The sequence below is a fragment of the Anaerocolumna sp. AGMB13025 genome, assembly GCF_029689925.1.
GTDB lineage: Bacteria > Bacillota > Clostridia > Lachnospirales > Lachnospiraceae > Anaerocolumna.
The window spans coordinates 590251-609361 of sequence record NZ_CP121445.1 but is presented as its reverse complement, the minus strand read 5'-3'; the positions used below and the strand labels follow the sequence as shown (position 1 = coordinate 609361).

14 protein-coding genes are annotated in these 19111 nt (G+C 39.0%); 3 read left to right on the top strand and 11 right to left on the bottom strand.

What is annotated here, in order from left to right; all coding sequences use genetic code 11:
* Positions 1-8 precede the first annotated feature (8 nt).
* The 6 genes from lon to QA584_RS02560 form a co-directional block, all read right to left on the bottom strand.
* Positions 9-2327, bottom strand: coding sequence for an endopeptidase La (lon, locus tag QA584_RS02585; protein WP_278272943.1), 2319 nt, complete (start codon positions 2325-2327; stop codon positions 9-11).
* Positions 2328-2508: 181 nt separating this feature from the next.
* Positions 2509-3804 (bottom strand): ATP-dependent Clp protease ATP-binding subunit ClpX, encoded by a 1296-nt coding sequence (gene clpX, locus QA584_RS02580; RefSeq protein WP_278272942.1) that lies wholly within the window; start codon positions 3802-3804, stop codon positions 2509-2511.
* Between the two features lie 35 nt (positions 3805-3839).
* Positions 3840-4421, bottom strand: a complete 582-nt coding sequence (gene clpP / locus QA584_RS02575) for an ATP-dependent Clp endopeptidase proteolytic subunit ClpP (RefSeq protein WP_278272941.1) — start codon at positions 4419-4421, stop codon at positions 3840-3842.
* 60 nt (positions 4422-4481) lie between these two features.
* Positions 4482-5768, bottom strand: a complete 1287-nt coding sequence (tig, locus tag QA584_RS02570) for a trigger factor (protein ID WP_278272940.1) — start codon at positions 5766-5768, stop codon at positions 4482-4484.
* Between the two features lie 200 nt (positions 5769-5968).
* Entirely contained in the window at positions 5969-7318 is a 1350-nt protein-coding gene (glmM, locus tag QA584_RS02565; protein ID WP_278272939.1) for a phosphoglucosamine mutase, read from the bottom strand.
* 425 nt (positions 7319-7743) lie between these two features.
* Complete coding sequence (locus QA584_RS02560; protein WP_278272938.1) at positions 7744-7962, bottom strand: alpha/beta-type small acid-soluble spore protein; 219 nt, start codon at positions 7960-7962, stop codon at positions 7744-7746.
* A 302-nt stretch (positions 7963-8264) separates the two neighbouring features.
* Here QA584_RS02560 and QA584_RS02555 point away from each other — a divergent pair, with 302 nt between their 5' ends.
* A complete protein-coding gene (locus QA584_RS02555; RefSeq protein ID WP_278272937.1) occupies positions 8265-9575 on the top strand; it encodes an alanine/glycine:cation symporter family protein in 1311 nt (436 codons plus the stop codon).
* Here the strand turns inward: QA584_RS02555 and QA584_RS02550 are convergent.
* Complete coding sequence (locus QA584_RS02550) at positions 9559-10101, bottom strand: DJ-1 family glyoxalase III (RefSeq protein WP_278272936.1); 543 nt, start codon at positions 10099-10101, stop codon at positions 9559-9561. The genes QA584_RS02555 and QA584_RS02550 overlap by 17 nt on opposite strands.
* 677 nt (positions 10102-10778) lie before the next feature.
* Here QA584_RS02550 and QA584_RS02545 point away from each other — a divergent pair.
* Together QA584_RS02545 and QA584_RS02540 are read left to right on the top strand one after the other, a co-directional pair.
* Positions 10779-12020 (top strand): D-alanine--D-alanine ligase family protein, encoded by a 1242-nt coding sequence (locus QA584_RS02545; protein ID WP_278272935.1) that lies wholly within the window; start codon positions 10779-10781, stop codon positions 12018-12020.
* A 270-nt stretch (positions 12021-12290) separates the two neighbouring features.
* Positions 12291-13298 carry a GNAT family N-acetyltransferase gene (locus QA584_RS02540; protein ID WP_278272934.1) on the top strand — a complete coding sequence of 336 codons (1008 nt, stop codon included), beginning with the start codon at positions 12291-12293 and terminating at the stop codon, positions 13296-13298.
* 90 nt (positions 13299-13388) lie between these two features.
* Here QA584_RS02540 and QA584_RS02535 read toward each other — a convergent pair whose 3' ends face one another.
* The 4 genes from QA584_RS02535 to QA584_RS02520 all read right to left on the bottom strand — a co-directional run bounded on the left by QA584_RS02535 (position 13389) and on the right by QA584_RS02520 (position 19033).
* The gene (locus tag QA584_RS02535) at positions 13389-14765 is read right to left on the bottom strand and encodes an 8-oxoguanine deaminase (protein WP_278272933.1); all 1377 of its coding nucleotides are present in this window, start codon (positions 14763-14765) and stop codon (positions 13389-13391) included.
* 648 nt (positions 14766-15413) lie between these two features.
* Positions 15414-16394 carry an ABC transporter permease gene (locus tag QA584_RS02530; protein ID WP_278272932.1) on the bottom strand — a complete coding sequence of 327 codons (981 nt, stop codon included), beginning with the start codon at positions 16392-16394 and terminating at the stop codon, positions 15414-15416.
* A gap of 1 nt (position 16395) precedes the next feature.
* Positions 16396-17502, bottom strand: a complete 1107-nt coding sequence (locus tag QA584_RS02525; protein ID WP_278272931.1) for an ABC transporter permease — start codon at positions 17500-17502, stop codon at positions 16396-16398.
* A complete protein-coding gene (locus QA584_RS02520) occupies positions 17480-19033 on the bottom strand; it encodes an ABC transporter ATP-binding protein (protein ID WP_278272930.1) in 1554 nt (517 codons plus the stop codon). The genes QA584_RS02525 and QA584_RS02520 overlap by 23 nt, the downstream gene beginning before the upstream one ends.
* Positions 19034-19111 lie beyond the last annotated feature (78 nt).

Genomic DNA, 19111 nt, shown 5'->3' with positions numbered 1-19111 from the left:
TATTCTAATTAACCGGCCAGAGCATTTGTCAATACTTCTTCCATTGTATTTACAAATTTCACACTGATTCCGTCTAAAATTTCTTCGGATAATTCTTCGATATCCTTTTTATTCTGCTTTGGAACTAATACCAGTTTAATCTTAGCAGCTTTTGCCGCAAGAATCTTCTCCTTTAAACCACCAATTGGCAGTACCCTGCCTCTAAGGGTGATTTCTCCGGTCATAGCGATATCCGCGCGGACGGCTTTCTTAATAATTGCCGATAACATAGCTGTTGCCATGGTTATTCCGGCAGAAGGACCATCCTTTGGAACTGCTCCTTCCGGTATATGAATATGGATGTCATGACTATCAAAATAATCATCTTCAATCTCATATACTTTACTGATAGAACGTATATAGCTAATTCCGGCCCTTGCAGATTCCTTCATTACATCACCTAGATGCCCGGTCAATTCAAACTTCCCTTTGCCCGGCATAACATTTACTTCAATCTGTAAAGTGTCTCCGCCTACGCTTGTCCAGGCCAGACCTCTTACTATACCGATTTCATCCTTCTCATTGGCAGTCTGAAACGTATACTTTTCATTGCCAAGATATTTGCTTAGGTTCCTATCATTTACATGGACTTTCTGGATTCCGTCCGAAATGACCTCTTTGGCGGCTTTTCTGCAGATTTCCCCGATTTTTCTTTCCAGGTTACGGACACCGGCTTCTTTCGTATATCCAGTAATTACACGGTTTAAGGCTTTATCGGAGATACTTAACTGCTTACGGTTTAACCCGTTCTTATTGATCTGCTTCGTAATTAGATGTTCCTTTGCTATATGCATCTTTTCATTTTCCGTATAACTGGTCACCTCGATTAATTCCATTCTATCCAGTAGAGGTCTTGGAATAGACTGAACGGAGTTTGCCGTAGCAATAAATAATACTTCAGATAAATCCACCGGCAGTTCGATATAATGATCCACGAATTTATTATTCTGTTCTGAATCCAGGACTTCTAAAAGTGCCGATGAGGTGTCACCCTTATAATCACTGCTGACCTTGTCGATTTCATCTAAGAGCATGAGGGGATTCTTAACACCTGCATTTTTGATTCCACTTACAATCCTGCCGGGCAAAGCTCCTATATAGGTTCTTCTATGCCCTCTGATTTCGGCTTCATCCCTTACACCGCCAAGGCTGATTCTGACATACTCTTTGTTCAGGGCTTTTGCTACGGAACGGGCTATGGATGTCTTTCCGGTTCCGGGCGGTCCCACCAGACATAATATGGGACTTTCTCCTTTTTTCGTCAGAATCCGTACGGCCAGGAATTCAAGAATCCTTTGTTTTACTTTCTCAAGTCCGTAATGATCTTCATTCAGAATTTTTTCCGCATGGTTGATATCGGTTTTATCTTCTCCTGCCTTGTCCCAGGGGAGCGCTAACAAGGTTTCAATATACCCCCTTGAAACTGAACTTTCTGAAGAATTCCCGGATAAATTCTTAAAACGTTCTATTTCCTTAATAATTTTTTCTTTTATTTCATCCTTTGCTATAAGGTTTTTTACTGTCTCCAGGTAATTATCCGCATCCGTCTGGGTATTCGACTCACCAAGTTCTTCACGAATGATTTTAAGCTGTTCCCTTAAAATATATTCTTTCTGGTTTTTATCTACCTTTTCTTTTACTTTATTCTGCAAGTCTTTCTTAATTCTTAAGATTTCAATCTCTTCTGTAAGAATGACTGTTATTTTCTGATACCGTTCAAGCAGGTCTACTGCTTCAATTAAACTTTGTTTATCTTCAACGGAAAGGGGTATATTAACAGCAATCTGGTCTATTAATTCTTCCAGTTCCACTAACTTCATAAGCTGTTTTATTATTTCCTTCCCTATTTTCGCATTCTCTATAAAATATACTTCTAATATGTCTCTTAAGCCTCTGAGCATAGCTTTTTTTTCAGAACTTGTTATCCGGTTTTCACTGCTGTCCTTTAGAAGACCGATTTCACCAAGGAGAAAGGGTTCTTCTTCTATCAGGCTTTCTAATTGAGCCCGTTCTGTTCCTGAAACTAAAACTCGTATCACATTACCAGGTAATTTAATAATCTGTTTTACTTCTGCTATTGTTCCTATTTGAAATAAATCCTCCTGACCCGGAGTTTCTGTCTCTGAATCCCGCTGGGTCAGAAGCAGTACTAACTGATCATTTTCCATTGCATTTTCAATTGCTTCAATGGACATTTTGCGATTTACATCAAAATGAATCAACATGCCGGGCAGAACTGCCATACCTCTTAATGCTACAACAGGAACCCTCCTACTATATTCACTCATCTTAACCTCCACCTACCTGTGTTTGAGTCATTGGCTAAACCCTGTTTTGGCTGCCATCTTAAGTTAAAGGGACTGCCTTAAAATGCCTTTATTATCGAATCCATGAACTTCACTACATTTAACCCATGAAGTTAGTTGGAACAATAAAGGTATTTTAAGACAGCCCCCTGTCTATAAATGTTTAAGCAATCTCGTTACTATTCTTTTTCGGTACCCGTTTCGATATCGGCTTTCTTGGCTGATTATCCTCTGAGCTAATTAAAGTAGGCAAGGTTCCACCTTCCGCAGCTTCTTTGGTAATAATACACTTCAAGACTTGTGTATCCGATGGGACTTTATACATAGAATCCATCATTACGGATTCCATAATAGCTCGCAACCCTCTTGCTCCTGTTTTTCTCTCAAGGGAACGCTTCGCTATCACACGGATTGCTTCCTCGTCGAATTCCAGTTCAACTCCATCTAATTCAAACAGCTTTTTATACTGCTTTACAATTGCATTCCTTGGTTCCGTGAGGATACGGACTAATGCTTCTTCATCCAGTAAATCTAAGGCAACCATAACAGGTACACGGCCTACAAATTCCGGAATCAAACCATACTTCACGAAATCCTGGGGCATTGCCTGCCTGAACAGTTTTCCGATATTCTCTTTAATACCCTGAGATATCTCTGCATTAAATCCGATGGATTTTTGTCCGGTTCTCGCTTCAACAATTTTCTCCAGTCCGTCAAAGGCTCCGCCGCAGATAAATAAAATATTGGTCGTATCTATCTGGATAAATTCCTGATGGGGGTGCTTTCTTCCGCCTTGCGGAGGAACAGAAGCAACCGTGCCTTCCAGGATTTTTAACAATGCCTGTTGTACACCTTCTCCGGATACATCACGAGTGATGGAAGTGTTCTCAGATTTTCTGGTGATTTTATCTATTTCATCAATATATATAATTCCGTGTTCCGCTCTCTCTACGTCAAAATCAGCAGCCTGAATTAACTTTAACAGGATATTTTCAACATCTTCTCCAACATAACCTGCTTCTGTTAAAGCTGTGGCATCTGCAATTGCAAAAGGCACATTTAGTAATTTAGCAAGCGTCTGAGCCAGGAAAGTTTTACCGGAACCAGTTGGTCCTATCATAAGGAGATTACTCTTTTGTAATTCCACATCCAAATCTCTTCCTGCCAATACACGTTTATAATGGTTATAAACGGATACCGACAGAACTTTTTTGGCATCTTCCTGTCCAATTACATATTGATCCAAAAAGTTCTTGATTTCCGTAGGTTTTAATAAATTGATGTCCGCATCCTGAACGGTTTCATCAAATTCTTCTTCTACGATTTCGGAACAGATTTCAATACATTCGTTGCATATATATACATTACCGGGACCCGCTATCAGTTTTCTGACCTGATCCTGGGTTTTATTACAAAAGGAACATCTTACCTGTTTTCTTTCATCAGTTCTGTTTGCCACCCAATTATCAACTCCCTTCTTTTAGTTATCCTTAATTACCTGCTGGTAATTACACTGTCAATAAGACCATAGGCTTTCGCTTCTTCTGCGGTCATGTAATAATCTCTTTCGGTATCGATTTCGATTACATCAAGAGGTTTGCCGGTGTTGGCAGCAAGTATCTCATTTAATTTCTTTTTGGTCTTTAATATATTCTCTGCCACAATCTTAATATCGGTTGCCTGACCCTTTGCACCGCCGGAAGGCTGATGGATCATAACTTCTGCATTGGGAAGAGCAAATCTCTTACCCTTTGCACCGCCGGATAAAAGGAAGGCACCCATGCTGGCAGCCATACCGATACAGGTAGTGGATACGTCACATTTGATGTAATTCATTGTATCATAGATAGCCATACCTGCTGTAACAGAACCACCGGGGCTGTTAATATACAGATTAATATCTTTATTTGGGTCTTCTGACTCTAAAAACAATAACTGAGCTACAATTATGCTTGCTGAAACATCAGAAACTTCTTCTCCCAGGAATATAATTCTATCTTTTAATAATCTGGAATAAATGTCGTAGGATCTTTCACCACGGCTTGTTTGCTCAATGACATAAGGTACTAAACTCATAGTAAATCCTCCTTTTCTTTATCAGGCTATAAAGATGCAGCACCGCTTAAAGTTTATTTATTAAACTTCAACAGCAGCTTCGACAATAAGGTCGACTGCTTTTTGTACAGCCATATCCATTACGATTTGTTCTTTTTCTTTTTCGCTGATTAATTCTTTCAACTTATCGACTTCCATCTTATAAGTTTCTGCCATCTGTGTGAGTTCTTTTTCTACGTCCTCATCAGCTACGGTAATATTTTCAGCTTTTACAACTGCTTCCAGTACTAATCTGCTCTGAATTCTCTTAACAGCCTGAGGTCTCATCTGGTCAAATAATTTTGCACTGTCTAACCCTGTAAACTGGAAGTACTGTTCTATGGTCAAGCCCTGAGATTGGATTCTCTGTGCAAAATCGTCTGCCATTTGTCTTACCTGAGTTTCAATCATGGCATCCGGGATTTCCATAGTAGCTTTTTCAATGATTTTATCTACTACTTTATCTTCTTTTGCAGTTTTGGCTTCTTTTTCTTTCTTTTCTAAGATTGTAGCTTTTACATCAGCTTTGTATTCTTCTAACGTATCAAATTCAGATACATCCTGTGCAAATTCATCATCTAATTCCGGTAATTCCTTTGCTTTGATTTCTTTCACTTTTACTTTAAATAATGCAGGCTTTCCAGCTAATTCAGCCGCATGGTATTCTTCCGGGAAAGTAACATTAACTTCTGTTTCTTCACCGATAGCTTTACCGATTAACTGATCTTCAAAGGTATCGATAAAGGAATGGGAACCAATGGTTAAGGAATAATCTTCTGCTTTTCCGCCTTCAAAAGGTACGCCGTCAACAAATCCTTCAAAATCAATTACAGTCATGTCTTTATCCGCAACCGGTCTGTCTTCCACATTGATAACTCTGGAGTTCTGGTCTCTTACTTTATCGATTTCAGCAGTGATTTCTTCTTCTGAAACTTCTACTAAAGTCTTTTCTACTTCAATTCCTTTATAGTCGCCTAAGGTTACTTCCGGTTTTACAGCAACTTCTGCTGTAAAAATAAAGGATTTGCCTTTTTCTATCTGAACAACATCGACTTCTGGTCTGGATACGATATCTAATCCACTTTCTTCAGCAGCTTTATCATAAGCATCCGGTATTACGATATTGGCAGCATCTTCATAGAATATGCTTGGTCCATATAATTTTTCAATGATTGCACGGGGAGCTTTTCCTTTTCTGAAACCCTGAACGTTGATTTTGCCTTTATTTTTTACATAAGCTTTCTGAATGGCGGCTTCAAACTCCTCAGCAGTCGCTTCTATGGTCAGCTTCACCATATTTTTCTCTAATTTTTCAACTTGTAAACTCATTACTGATTTCCTCCTTAAATATGTGAACGTATATTCCTGATACGATCCCAGTTAATTTTTTCGTCAATGTATTTTTCACTGGCTCCTATAGTAATAACGAAGAACATTAAAATCCGTATAAAACAGGGCAGATTCCCACTCTGACGTTTTGACATTAGTATATTATAACATAGCTGTTCTGTAAATACCATATTTTTTTATTATTCATTTCTGATATGACCTTGTTCTCTCAAGACTTCCACCACATGGTCCACATGTTGTTTGCAAAGTTCATTACTTTTTGCCTCTACCATAACTCGTATTACCGGTTCCGTACCACTTTCCCTGACTATGATTCTTCCTTCCTCACCAAGTTCTTTCGTAACCTGTTCTACAATTTCTTTTACTTTTTCATCTTCCCTGGCAGCTTTTTTATCTTTTACTTTTACATTGACCAAAAGCTGAGGATAAATATATACTTCTTTGATCAAATCGGAAAGTTTCATTTTCTTTTCTAAGATAACCTCCATAATTTTAAGGGAAGTTAGTATGCCGTCACCAGTAGTTGCATGCTTACTAAAGATAATATGCCCGGATTGTTCTCCGCCAATGGAATGACCATATTCCAGCATGTTTTCATAGACGTATTTATCACCTACGGCAGTTTTCGTATATCCGATTCCCTTTTCATCCAGAGCCTTGTATAAACCGAGGTTGGACATAATGGTAGTTACCACGGTGTTATTGTTTAATTCACCGCGTTCCTTCATATATAAACCGCAGATATATAATATTAAGTCTCCGTCTATAATATTGCCCTTATCATCCACCGCTAAACAGCGATCTGCGTCGCCGTCAAAGGCAAAACCTACATCCAGCTTATTCTCGATAACATAGTTTTGTAGGGTTTCCATATGGGTGGATCCGCAGCCATCGTTTATATTAGTACCATTTGGTTCATTGTGGATGGTAAAGGTTTTGGCTCCAAGGGCGTCAAATACACCTTTTGCTATGGTGGAGGCGGAACCGTTAGCACAGTCAAGCCCTACCCTCATACCGCTAAAGGATCTGGTGGCAAGAGATATTAAGTATCCGATATAACGGTTTCTTCCTATATAATAATCAGTCGTTCTTCCAATCTTCTCACGTTTTGCAAAAGGGATGTCTTCTCCCGTACCGTCTATGTACTTTTCAATCAGATCCTCTACTTCTGCTTCTAATTTATATCCGCTGCCGTTCAATATTTTTATTCCGTTATCGTAATATGGATTATGGCTTGCCGATATCATAATGCCACAGTCATAATTCTCGCTTCTTATTAAATAAGAAACACTGGGGGTACTGGTTACATGTAAAAGGAATACATCCGCACCACTTGCCGTAAGCCCGGAAACCAGGGCGTACTCAAACATGTAACTGGATCTTCTTGTATCCTTTCCAATTACTACATTTGCTTTATGGTCTTTTCCGTAATAGTACCCTAAAAACCTTCCTACTTTATAGGCATGCTCTACCGTTAAGTCTACATTGGCTTCTCCACGAAAACCATCTGTTCCAAAATATTTACCCATATTCTAACTCCTTTTATCTGAAATTCGATTCAAGTAATTGATAAGCAATATTGCTTCTATATACCATTCATTTCATACAATTCAAGAACAAAAGCCTGACATAAGGCAGCTTACGTATCGGAACTGTATTTTCCCTTCGTATGCAAAGCATATAACCGATTGTAACATAACCTGGTAATTATCGCAACAGATTCTGTTTCAAGGGTTTTTAAGTTAAAGTTGCTACTTTTCTATCATATGCTTGATTTAGGTCTTTGCTCCTTTTGATAATAAAAAACATCATCTGTAGTATATTCCTGAAGTTCTGTTTTAAACAGAGTTTCAATCCTATATACAGATGATGTGAATAGGGTTAACTTATAAAGCAATTATGCAGCATCTGTTGTATAATTTAAGTTAACGGTTTTGCAATAAATCTTTTTCGCTTAGAAAGAACCTCCGGACATGGATTCTTCTTGTCTTCTAATCATACGTTTTACCATTTCACCGCCAACAGATCCATTCTGTGCACTGGTTAAATCACCGTTGTATCCTTGTTTTAAAGGTACACCGATTTCAGATGCAACTTCCATTTTAAATCTGCTGAGTGCTTCTTTAGCCTGAGGTACTTCTGCTCTGTTAGAACCGCTGTTGTTACTTGCCATAATAATTCACCTCCACGATAAGATTGTTGTATCAACTAATTACTTGCTTAAAACAAGATACCAATTGATTAGATAAATGATTTGTTTTAAGAATCATTTATCATAGTAATATTGTTAACAGAAGAGGGAAATATTATAATGGTAAGTAATGGAACTATTTTTTATTTTTCTCTTATTAATATAGTTTTTGATTATGGTTTCTTAATTATTAAAAAAATTGAAAAAGACCATCTATTAAATCAGAATACTAATTGTCCCTTTTCCTTCATATACTGTATAAACTGTTAGGAACAAGGTACTTTATGAATGAAATACTGTCTGTAATCAAAGATATAAATAAACTCCTTTGGAATGGTCCCATGCTTCTTATTCTTTTAGCCACTCATCTTTTTCTTACCTTCCGTTTGAAATTCATTCAAAAAAAAATCGGCAAAGGTATTCGTCTATCCACCAAGTCAGACTCTGGTGAAGAGGGTGAAACCAGCAGTTTTGCTGCACTTACCACCACCCTTGCGGCTACACTTGGAATTGGAAACATTATCGGAGTATCTACTGCTGTTGCTATGGGAGGTCCTGGTGCAATCCTCTGGATCTGGCTGACCGGTGTTCTTGGCATGGCAACTACTTACGCCGAATGTTATCTGGGAATTCAGTACCGGCGTATCGGTAAAGACGGAACCTACTCCGGCGGTCCGATGTACGTGTTAGAAAACGGTCTTCATTCCAAACCTTTAGCTGTAATATACTGCTTTTTTACCCTGGCAGCTTCCTATGGTGTGGGCTGTTCCACCCAATCTAATTCCATTACGGATGTTACCTCTAATTTATGGGGATTTTCACCTTACCTTGTCGGTTTTATCACTGCCTTATTTACAGGTCTTGTTATTATCGGCGGAATAAAATCCATCGGTAATATTTGTACCAGGCTGGTTCCGGCCATGGGATTCTTTTATATACTGGCTTGTCTTGTAATTCTGGTGCTGAATTACCGCTATCTGCTTCCGGCCATACAATTAATTGTCCGTTCGGCCTTTCTTCCCAGTGCTATGGTAGGCGGTTTTATTGGCAGTACTATTAAAACTGCTGCCAGATATGGGATTGCCAGAGGACTCTTTACCAATGAAGCCGGTATAGGAACTGCCGCAATTGCTGCCGCCAGCGCCAAAACCGATAATCCTCATAATCAGGCTCTGGTATCTATGAGCGCTACCTTTTGGGATACCGTGGTTATGTGCGGCGTTACCGGTCTTGTTATTGTCTCCAATATTTTAAAAAATCCTCTTTCAGCAAAGGGTGCTTCTGCCTCGGAGCTTACAACAATTGCCTTTGAGCAGATACCTTTTGGCAGATACATATTAGGTCTGTCCATAATTGCCTTTGCTACCGCAACCTTAATCGGCTGGTCTTATTTCGGAGAAAAAGCGGTAGTCTACCTCTTCGGAAAAGAAGGAATAGGAACCTACCGCATTTGTTATATTGTTATGATATTTATCGGAGCCATACTGTCTCTGGAATTTGTATGGGAATTGTCCGACCTATTAAATGCTTTTATGATTATTCCAAATGTTCTCTCCATTTGGCTATTATACCGTGGTATTAGATGTACTGAATAGCAGCGGCAATTTTATCTGCTGTTTCCTTATCCTTTAATTTTTCGATAATCGCTAAGGAAAACAAAATAGAAACTCCCATACCTTTACCGGTAATAATATTGTCATCTGCTTCTACTTTATTACCGGTAACCTGTGCTCCCTTAAGGGAGTCCTCAAAACCTGGAAAACAAGTAGCTTTCTTTCCCTGTAAGATTCCAGCCATTCCCAGCACACTTGGAGCGGCGCAAATCGCTGCAATATTTCTTCTTTCTTCATTAAACTGTTTTAACAAGGTAACCAGCTCCTGGTGTTCGGCAAGGTGCCTGGTACCAGGCATACCTCCCGGAAGTATCAGCATGTCCCCCTTGCTGTAATCGGATTCCCCATAGTTCTCATCTGCTTCTATCTTTATATTATGGGAACTTATGACTTGTTTCGTACCGGTAATGGATACCATACAGATGTCTATTTGTGCCCTTCTTAATAAGTCAACGACGGTAAGTCCTTCGATTTCTTCAAATCCGTCTGCTAAAAAAATATATACCATATAATCACTCCTTTTTGATTTTATTATACCATTCCTTTTATGATTGACAAGCTTAACTTTTGGTATCTATGAGATATTGCATGAAGGAAGAAACAGCAAAGGGGTCCGGCAGTATCCTGGTATGCATGTAAATTTATTGTATCGGGAAGGTTCCTCATGGCACTTAAACTTGGTGAATTGCGCCAAGGAGGAAAAGAACAACTGTCTGAACGAAGTGGGTTTTGTTCTTTTCCTCCTGCTTTAAGCAGTTCACCAAGTTTTAGTGCCATGAGGGTTCTTTCCCTACAATAAATTTACATGCATACCAGGATACTGCCGGACCCCTTTGCTGTTTCTTCTTTTATGGGCTTACCACGCAAAGTACCTAAGCAACTTGTCATGGCACTATTTGCAATGTTTGAAGCATTATTATGATATTTTAGCAAAAAAATGTTTTGTATAATTATACAAAGAATTATTTCATAAGCATATAGAGGCAGGTATTAAGAAAGGCATCTATACATGTTCTAAAACTTAAACAGGAAGAATGAAACTTGTTTCACTTTTATTATTTGTCAGTTTCGCAGGAGAACTTGCAATATACACTTTGTATAAGATTTGAAAGAAAATATTATGATAGAAAGGATGCCACATTGTGGCTGTGTCACAAGTAATTTTGTGATGCAATTGGTGCAAATATGAAAATTGTCGTGCTTGCGGGGGGTTTAAGTCCGGAGCGGGAGGTTTCCCTTTCTTCCGGAAGCTTAATAGCCAATTCCTTAATGGAATCCGGTCATGAGGTTTTGCTTCTAGACGTTTATGAGGGCTTTCAGGATTATGTTAAAGATTTAAACCAGTTGTTCTCAAAGCCCTGGGAAGGTAAAAAATATAGTTATACCGTCTCGGAACAGGAACCGGATTTAAATGAAATTAAAAAGAGAAATAATAATCAGGCAGCCCTCATTGGAAAGAATGTATTAGAGTTGTGCCGACTGGCCGATGTAGTATTTATCGCCTTACATGGTTCCATGGGTGAAAACGGACAGATTCAGGCTACCTTTGATAATTTTGACATAAAATATACAGGAACCGGCTATATCGGCAGTTTACTAGCTATGGATAAAGATCTTACCAAGAAACTGCTGGTTCAGGCAGGCATTCCTACAGCAGACTGGATTTTATATGATATAACAGATAAGTGCTTTGAAAAAAGCAGCAAATATGATACTATAATAAATGGTAATAAAATTATTACCGATACTACTTCGAATGCTTGTAATCATATAATAGATAGTCTCGTTTATAGTCCAATGGATGACAACCAAGTAGCTGATAGCATTATAACTGAAAGCCAGATAACGGATAGTCAAATAGCCGTAACAGATTTAGCACTCCGTGATTATAGTAAGATTACTGGCAAAATAGGTTTTCCCTGTGTAATTAAACCTTTAAGCTGCGGTTCCAGTATTGGTGTTTCTATTGTAAATAATACGGAGGAGTTAGAAAAAGCCTTACATTATGCCGCTGCCTATGAAAAAACGGTTTTAGTGGAAAAGATGATAAGAGGAAGAGAATTTTCCGTAGGCATATTGGATAAAGAAGCACTGCCGGTCATAGAAATTATTCCTATTCAAGGTTTTTATGATTATAAAAATAAATATCAGGGTGGTCTGACGAAGGAAGTATGCCCTGCTGATTTATCTCCTGAACTGACCGCTAAATTACAGAATCTAGCTCTAGGAGTCCATAAGACTTTAAGACTCGGAGATTATTCCAGGATTGACTTTATCTTAGATGAATCAGGTGAATTCATCTGCCTGGAAGCCAATACCCTGCCCGGTATGACACCAACCAGTTTAATTCCTCAGGAAGCAAAGAGTAAAGGAATATCTTACAATGAACTTGTATGTACCATTGCCAGGCTGCCTTTTAAAAATTAGTTGAACCCGGAAGCTAAGTATATTACTTTAACTTTATTATATATTGTTCCTGTTAATAGACGGCTGCAACCTCTTTCTTGCAGCCGTTCTCATCTCATTTACATTATGTATTGAATTCTACCAGGGCAGTTTATAATTGATAGGTTTAAATTTGTGTTTCATATTTGAGTATGCAGCAGTCCTTATTGTTCCAAAAGATATTAAGAGTCTATACGTTTAACTCTCCTTTATGAAAGACAAGCAGACTGAAATTGATTGAGAGGATTACATATGAACAAAGTCAAGGAATTTATTATTAAGGATAAGAAATACGTTTTAATTACAGACTTTAAACATGAGGAGCATTACCGTGCCAGTTTTAACCGCCTCACGAATAAGACCTATGGATTTGATTTTGAAAAGTGGTATCAGGCAGGTTGGTGCAAAGATAATTATATTCCCTACTCTTTCCTTTATGAAAATGAGATTGTTGCTAACGTTTCTGTTAATCCTATGGAATTTATGGTTCAGGGCAAGGCTATTAAGCCTATACAGCTTGGAACCGTTATGACGGAAAATTCCCACCGCAATCAGGGATTAATCCGTCTATTAATGAATGCTATTTTAGAAAAATATGAAGAATCTCATGACTTTATTTATTTATTTGCCAATGACAATGTTCTTGACTTCTATCCAAAATTTGGATTTGAGAAAGTACAAGAATATGAATACAGCAAATCTTATAAATTTAATAAGGATTCCGATACCTGTCATAAGAATTCTTTAACATTCCGTAAGCTTCATATTGATCAGGAAATGGACAGAAATCTGTTCCTTAAGTTAATTCATGGCCGGTACCCAAATGCCCGGGTTTCCATGGTCAATAATAACGAACTGATTATGTTTTACTGTGATTCTTTTATGAAAGACGATATCTATTATATTGATGCCCTTGATACGGCTGTTATTGCCCAGTTTGATAATGACCAGGTAGTAATCACTGATGTATTTAGTGAAAAAGCAGTAGATTTAGAGGTTGTTATCAATACCATGATAAATACTGCTTCTGCTATTCATACTGCTTCCAAGGCAGCAATCACTGAAAGTGTTATATCCAATGACATAACACAAGACAGTGACAGACAAATACGTCTTGGTTTTACTCCCCTTAAGGAGGCTTCCTTTACCCGTGAATTAATTAAGGATGCGGATACCACCCTTTTCGTCCGGGGAAACAATATTCTTTCGACAAAAGCCCTTTTGAATTATTCCATGTTTCCCCTGTTATCACACGCTTAGAATAGATGAAGTTTTATCTTAATTCGAAGAACAACCAAACAGTTTTCTAGATTGACACGAATAATGATTGTAACTTTTTAGTCTTAGTTTTTAATATTGGTTCATTAGCTTATATACAGACTGCCTGCCCATATAGGCAGTCTTTTCCTCATCAACTGTCATAAGCCTGCCGTCTTTGGCTGCAATTTCGCCCCCAATCATAGTAAGAGCTGCATTTCCTTTGATTCCAATGGTTCCAAGCATGGATTTGGGATCAAAATCTGCACCTGTAAGTTCAGGATTGTTACTGTTTATCATGAACAAATCCGCCATTTTTCCAACAGAAAGCTGCCCAATATCCTTACGTCCAAGGACTCTTGCACTTCCTGCGGTTGCAAGCTTTAAGATATCATACCCTGATGGAGCAGCTTTACTTGAGTTCAGCCGATGAAGCAAATAAGCTACCCTGATTTCCTCTAACAGATTAGAACCGTCATTGCTGGCACTGCCGTCTACTGCAAGACCTACCGGAACATTTAGTTTTAGCATGTCAGGTATTCTTGCAATTCCTGAGGATAATTTCATATTAGAGATGGGACAATGGGCAATACCGGTACCGGTGTCTGCCAACAGTTTTAACTCCGCCGTATTAAAATGGATGCCATGGGCAAACCAGACATCTTTCCCAATCCAACCCAATTCACTCATATATTCCAAGGGTCTCATATTATACTTTTCAAGGGTATAGGTTTCTTCGTCAAGAGTTTCTGCCAAATGGGTATGGAGTCTTACCCCCAGACTCCTGGCAAGAACTGCACTTTCCTTTAACAGGTCTGCAGATACACTAAATGGAGAACAGGGTGCCAATGCCACCTGCTTTCTGGAACCAGCTTCTTTATTATGATATTGTCTGACCAGTCTTTCACTGTCATTTAGTATGGAATCAATGTCTTGTACTACAGAATCCGGTGGTAATCCTCCGTCCTTCTTGCTTAAATCCATACTGCCCCGGGAGGCATGAAACCGGATACCTAACTGTTCTGACGCTTCAAACTGTACATCAATTAACCTGCTTCCGGTTTTATGAGGAAATACATAATGATGGTCAAAACAGGTAGTACAACCATTCTTAATCAGTTCTCCCATTCCAAGCAAGGAGCTGTATCTTATGACCTCTTCATCAAGGTTCTTCCAGATTTCATAAAGTGTCTTTAACCAGTCAAAGAGTTCTAAATTCTGTACCTGGGGAAGATTTCTTGTAAAGTACTGGTATAGGTGGTGATGGGTATTGATTAGTCCCGGATAGACAATCATATCTTTTCCGTCTATGATTTCCTCCAGGCCATCTTCAGCTTTTGTTCCAGATACCTGGTTGCCAATTTCTTTTATCACTCCGTCCTCAATGTAGATAAAGCCCTCCGGTATTAGTCTGTCTTCCTCATCACAGGTTACGATATATTTTATGTTTTTAATTAAAACTTTTTTCATGGTTTCCTCCTATTGCATATCCCTGGCTGGTCTGGGATACTGCCACAAATAAGAATGTGTGAAAGATGCTCAGTGTGGCAACCTTTTTCATTATAAATTTCTTTCACACTTTTCTCCTCATTGATTTGCTATTGATACTTGATAAAATCAGCTTTTTAGGCTGTGATGAAAGTTTGATTGTGATATCTTTTCTAAGCCTAAATTTCTGAAGCTGAATTCACTAATGATTTTTTCATGTGATAAAGCAAGAGTAAAAAAGCATAAACTCCTCGCTTTGCTCGTCAAACAGTATGCTTTTTTACTCTGAGCCACATGAAAAAGTCATAAGTGAATTTTTCAGATTCAGAAATTTAAGCTTAGATAAGATATCACAATCAATGCTTTCAATTCAGGTTTTGTTAAGCTGATTTTATCAAGTAGGTTTAGGTTTTGGCAAAAGCGGCTTGTATTCCATTATTGTCTGAAATACAATGCCGCTTTTTTTGATATAAGAAATAATTCTTATTTACATATGAGTAATTTACCAAGGAATTAATTTATTAAGCCAATTGCCCCAGAAGTATGAAATAAAGAACTAAATTGGACATTTACAAATTACTGTTAACGAATCGCTGTTAACTAATTACTGTTTTCTGCTAGCTTCTTTAATTACCTGTCTTCTCTGAAATATGCTTCGCCAAGACTTGCAGGGGGTTGATTTTCCTGTTTATTGCGTTTGCTGGTTAGTATTAATACGATAATAGTTACCACATAAGGCAGCATCTTGCATAGTTCCTGGGTTGCTCTTGTTAGTCCCGGCAGATAGATATAGAGGATATAGAGTCCGCCAAAGAGGAAGGAGCCCCAGATTGCATTGACCGGTTTCCAAAGTGCTAAGATTACTAATGCGATTGCTAACCAGCCTCTGTCACCGAAACCATTGTTGGTCCAGGTACCGCCTAGGTATTCCATAACAAAGTATAAACCGCCAAGACCGGCTATTGCTGCACCGGATACGGTAGCAATGTATTTATATCTGGATACGTTGATGCCGGCTGCATCTGCGGTTGCCGGATCTTCACCGATTGCTCTTAAGTTTAGACCTTTTCTGGTTCTTTTTAGAAAATAGGTAAGTAATACAGCAAGTATGACAGATAGATAAGTTAAAAAGCCATAGGAAAACAGTACATCTCCGATTACTGGTATCTCTGAAAGCCCTGGTATTCTTGCTCGAAAGGCTGCTGCGGTGGTTTTTACGGAGATTTGGCCCACACCGCCGGCAAGCTTTGAGATAGAACCGCCGAAGAAGTTACCAAAGCCAACACCAAAGGTGGTTAATGCCAGACCCACAACATTCTGATTTGCCCGGAGGGTTATGGTCAATATGCTGTAGATCAAACCTCCAAAGGCTGAAGCTAAAAGTGTTACGAGGATTGAAATCACTAAGCCTGCAAACGCATTGGGGTGTTCTGTGGATTTCTCATAAAAGAAGGCTCCCATAAGTCCTGATATACCGCCCATATACATAATTCCGGGAATCCCAAGGTTTAAGTTTCCGGATTTTTCCGTTACGATTTCGCCGGAGGCACCATAGAGAATGCTGACGCCCTGTCCGATAGCATTTTGGATAAAGGTTAAAATCAACGACATATTACTGCACCTCCTTACTATTTTTACGGAACTCTAATTTATAGTTAATAAAGAATTCGCATCCGATTAAGAAGAATAATAAAATGCCGGTGATAATATCAGAAGCATTTTCATTTAAGCCGTACTGGGATGCAATCTGGATGGAACCCTGCTGCATAAATACCAGGAATATGGATACTGCTATCATGGCGAGGGGATTGAATTTAGACATCCAGGCAACAATGATTGCCGTAAAGCCTCTACCGCCGGCCGTACTGGTAGAAATGGTATGACTCGCACCGCTTACGATGATACTTCCGGCAAGACCGCAGATGGCACCGGAAATCATCATGGTTCTTATTATGACTCTTTTTACATTAATACCTGCATATCTTGCAGTATGCTGGCTTTCACCTACAACGGCAATTTCATAGCCATGCTTGCTGTGTTTCATATACAAATAAACTGCCAGAGTCATTACCAGTACAATAATAATGTTAAGTCCGTATTGCAGGCCGAACACTTTGCCAAACCAACCTTTACTGGATGCCGAATTAATAATTCCCACGGTATTAGAGCCAGCCGGGTTTTCCCATGTAACGATACAGAAGGTTACAATCTGCATGGCAACATAGTTAAGCATCAGAGTAAATAAGGTTTCGTTGGTATTATAATAGGCTTTAAAGACTGCCGGAAGAAGTCCCCATAGCATACCGGCAAGACTGCTTGCAATAAATATCACAAGGATTAACAACCAGTTTGGCATTGCATCCCCAAAATAAATCATCATAGCTGCTGCCGCGGTACCGCCCATTAAGATCTGACCTTCCGCACCGATATTCCAAAACTTCATTTTAAAAGCGGGGGTTAAACCTATTGCAATTAACAGTAAGGTCAAAGCTTCACGAATGGTTACCCATAAGCGCCGGTTTTTACCGACTGCTCCATTAATAATGCCGAGATAAACCTGAATCGGGTTCTTATGAGTAATTGCTACAATAACCAACGCACTTACGATCAGGGACAGTACAATTGCCAGAAAACGGATACTCCAGGCTTTCTTTTTCGAGATGGTATCCCGCTTTGTCATACGTACAAATACTTCATTATTTGCTGTTTCTTTGCTCATTTGTATGTGCCCCCTTTCCGGAACCGGTCATCATAAGACCAAGCTCCTCTTTTGTTGTATTACGCGCATCCACAATACCGGATACCTTACCGCTGTTTAATACAAGAATCCGGTCACACAGTTCCAGTAATACATCTAAATCCTCACCGACGCAGATAACTGCCACACCTTTTTTCTTCTGATCATTTAATAGGTTATAAATCGTATAGGAAGAATTAATGTCAAGTCCCCTTACCGGATAAGCTACCATAAGAACCGTTGGATTGGAGGCAATTTCACGCCCTACCAATACTTTTTGTACATTACCTCCGGAAAGTCTTCTGACAGGAGTATCTACTCCCGGCGTAACTACAGCTAATTTGTCTACAATATCCATTGCCAGATCCTTAGGTTTTTTACGGTCTACAAAGAAACGATTTCCTTCCGCATAGCTTCTAAGCATCATATTATCTGTTAAATCCATAGATCCTACCAGCCCCATTCCAAGTCTGTCTTCCGGAACAAAGGAAAGCTGAATTTTTAAATCTCTGATTTGAGCCGGTTTCATATCGGAAATCTTCTCGGTATTCCCCTCTGGTGCATAATATAAGATTTCACCGCTGTCAATTTGCTGGAGACCTGCTATGGCCTCTAACAGTTCTTTTTGTCCGCTGCCAGCAATTCCTGCCACACCCAGGATTTCACCGCTGTAAGCTAAGAAGGAAGCCTGTTTTAGTAAAGTAAGCCCTTCCTTGCTTTTACAGGTAATTCCACGTACTTCAATCCTTTTTTCCGGTTTCACAGGTTCGGTACGGTCAATATCTAACTTTACCTTTTCGCCTACCATCATCTCCGTTAAGGAGGATACACTGGCTTCCTTCGTATTGACAGTTCCAATGTATTTTCCTTTTCTGAGTACGGCTACACGGTCAGAGAGTTCTAATACCTCATTTAATTTATGGGTTATGATAATAATGGATTTACCGGCTTTCCTCATATTACGGAGTACATCAAAGAGTTTCTTTGTCTCCTGGGGAGTTAACACTGCTGTCGGTTCATCCAGTATCAAAATATCTGCACCTCGGTATAACACCTTTACAATTTCGACTGTCTGCTTCTGGGATACTGACATATTATATATTTTTTGTGCCGGATTTAAGTCAAATCCATACTTGGCTGTAAGCTTATTGATTTCCTCATTAACCTGGTTCATCTTTAAGCGTTCTCCGCCAGGAAGGCCTAATATAATATTTTCCGCAGCCGTTAAAATGTTAATCAGTTTAAAATGCTGATGAATCATTCCTATGCCCAGTGCAAAGGAATCTTTTGGGGAACGGATTGTTACCGCATTACCGTCAATTAATATCTGGCCTTCATCCGGAAAATATATTCCGGAAAGCATATTCATCAGTGTAGTTTTTCCGCTTCCATTCTCTCCCAGGATAGAAAGGATTTCTCCTTTCCTAAGCGATAAATTGACATTGTCATTCGCTATGACCTCACCAAAACGCTTGGTAACATTTTTCAACTCAATCGCGTTAATCTGTTCCACAAAAAGACCTCCTATACAGTAAATTTGCGGAACTGTGCATGTGCAGTTCCGCTTAATTGGTGATAGTTTCAACCCCTA

Bases quoted from the DNA above. Each gene is read 5' to 3' on its own strand.
- QA584_RS02545 (WP_278272935.1), top strand. From the start codon at position 10,779: ATGAAAATTGTCGTGCTTGCGGGGGGTTTAAGTCCGGAGCGGGAGGTT.
- QA584_RS02525 (WP_278272931.1), bottom strand. From the start codon at position 17,502: ATGAGCAAAGAAACAGCAAATAATGAAGTATTTGTACGTATGACAAAG.
- clpP (WP_278272941.1), bottom strand. From the start codon at position 4,421: ATGAGTTTAGTACCTTATGTCATTGAGCAAACAAGCCGTGGTGAAAGA.
- QA584_RS02535 (WP_278272933.1), bottom strand. From the start codon at position 14,765: ATGAAAAAAGTTTTAATTAAAAACATAAAATATATCGTAACCTGTGAT.
- QA584_RS02560 (WP_278272938.1), bottom strand. From the start codon at position 7,962: ATGGCAAGTAACAACAGCGGTTCTAACAGAGCAGAAGTACCTCAGGCT.
- lon (WP_278272943.1), bottom strand. From the start codon at position 2,327: ATGAGTGAATATAGTAGGAGGGTTCCTGTTGTAGCATTAAGAGGTATG.
- QA584_RS02555 (WP_278272937.1), top strand. From the start codon at position 8,265: ATGAATGAAATACTGTCTGTAATCAAAGATATAAATAAACTCCTTTGG.
- glmM (WP_278272939.1), bottom strand. From the start codon at position 7,318: ATGGGTAAATATTTTGGAACAGATGGTTTTCGTGGAGAAGCCAATGTA.
- QA584_RS02550 (WP_278272936.1), bottom strand. From the start codon at position 10,101: ATGGTATATATTTTTTTAGCAGACGGATTTGAAGAAATCGAAGGACTT.
- QA584_RS02530 (WP_278272932.1), bottom strand. From the start codon at position 16,394: ATGTCGTTGATTTTAACCTTTATCCAAAATGCTATCGGACAGGGCGTC.
- tig (WP_278272940.1), bottom strand. From the start codon at position 5,768: ATGAGTTTACAAGTTGAAAAATTAGAGAAAAATATGGTGAAGCTGACC.
- QA584_RS02540 (WP_278272934.1), top strand. From the start codon at position 12,291: ATGAACAAAGTCAAGGAATTTATTATTAAGGATAAGAAATACGTTTTA.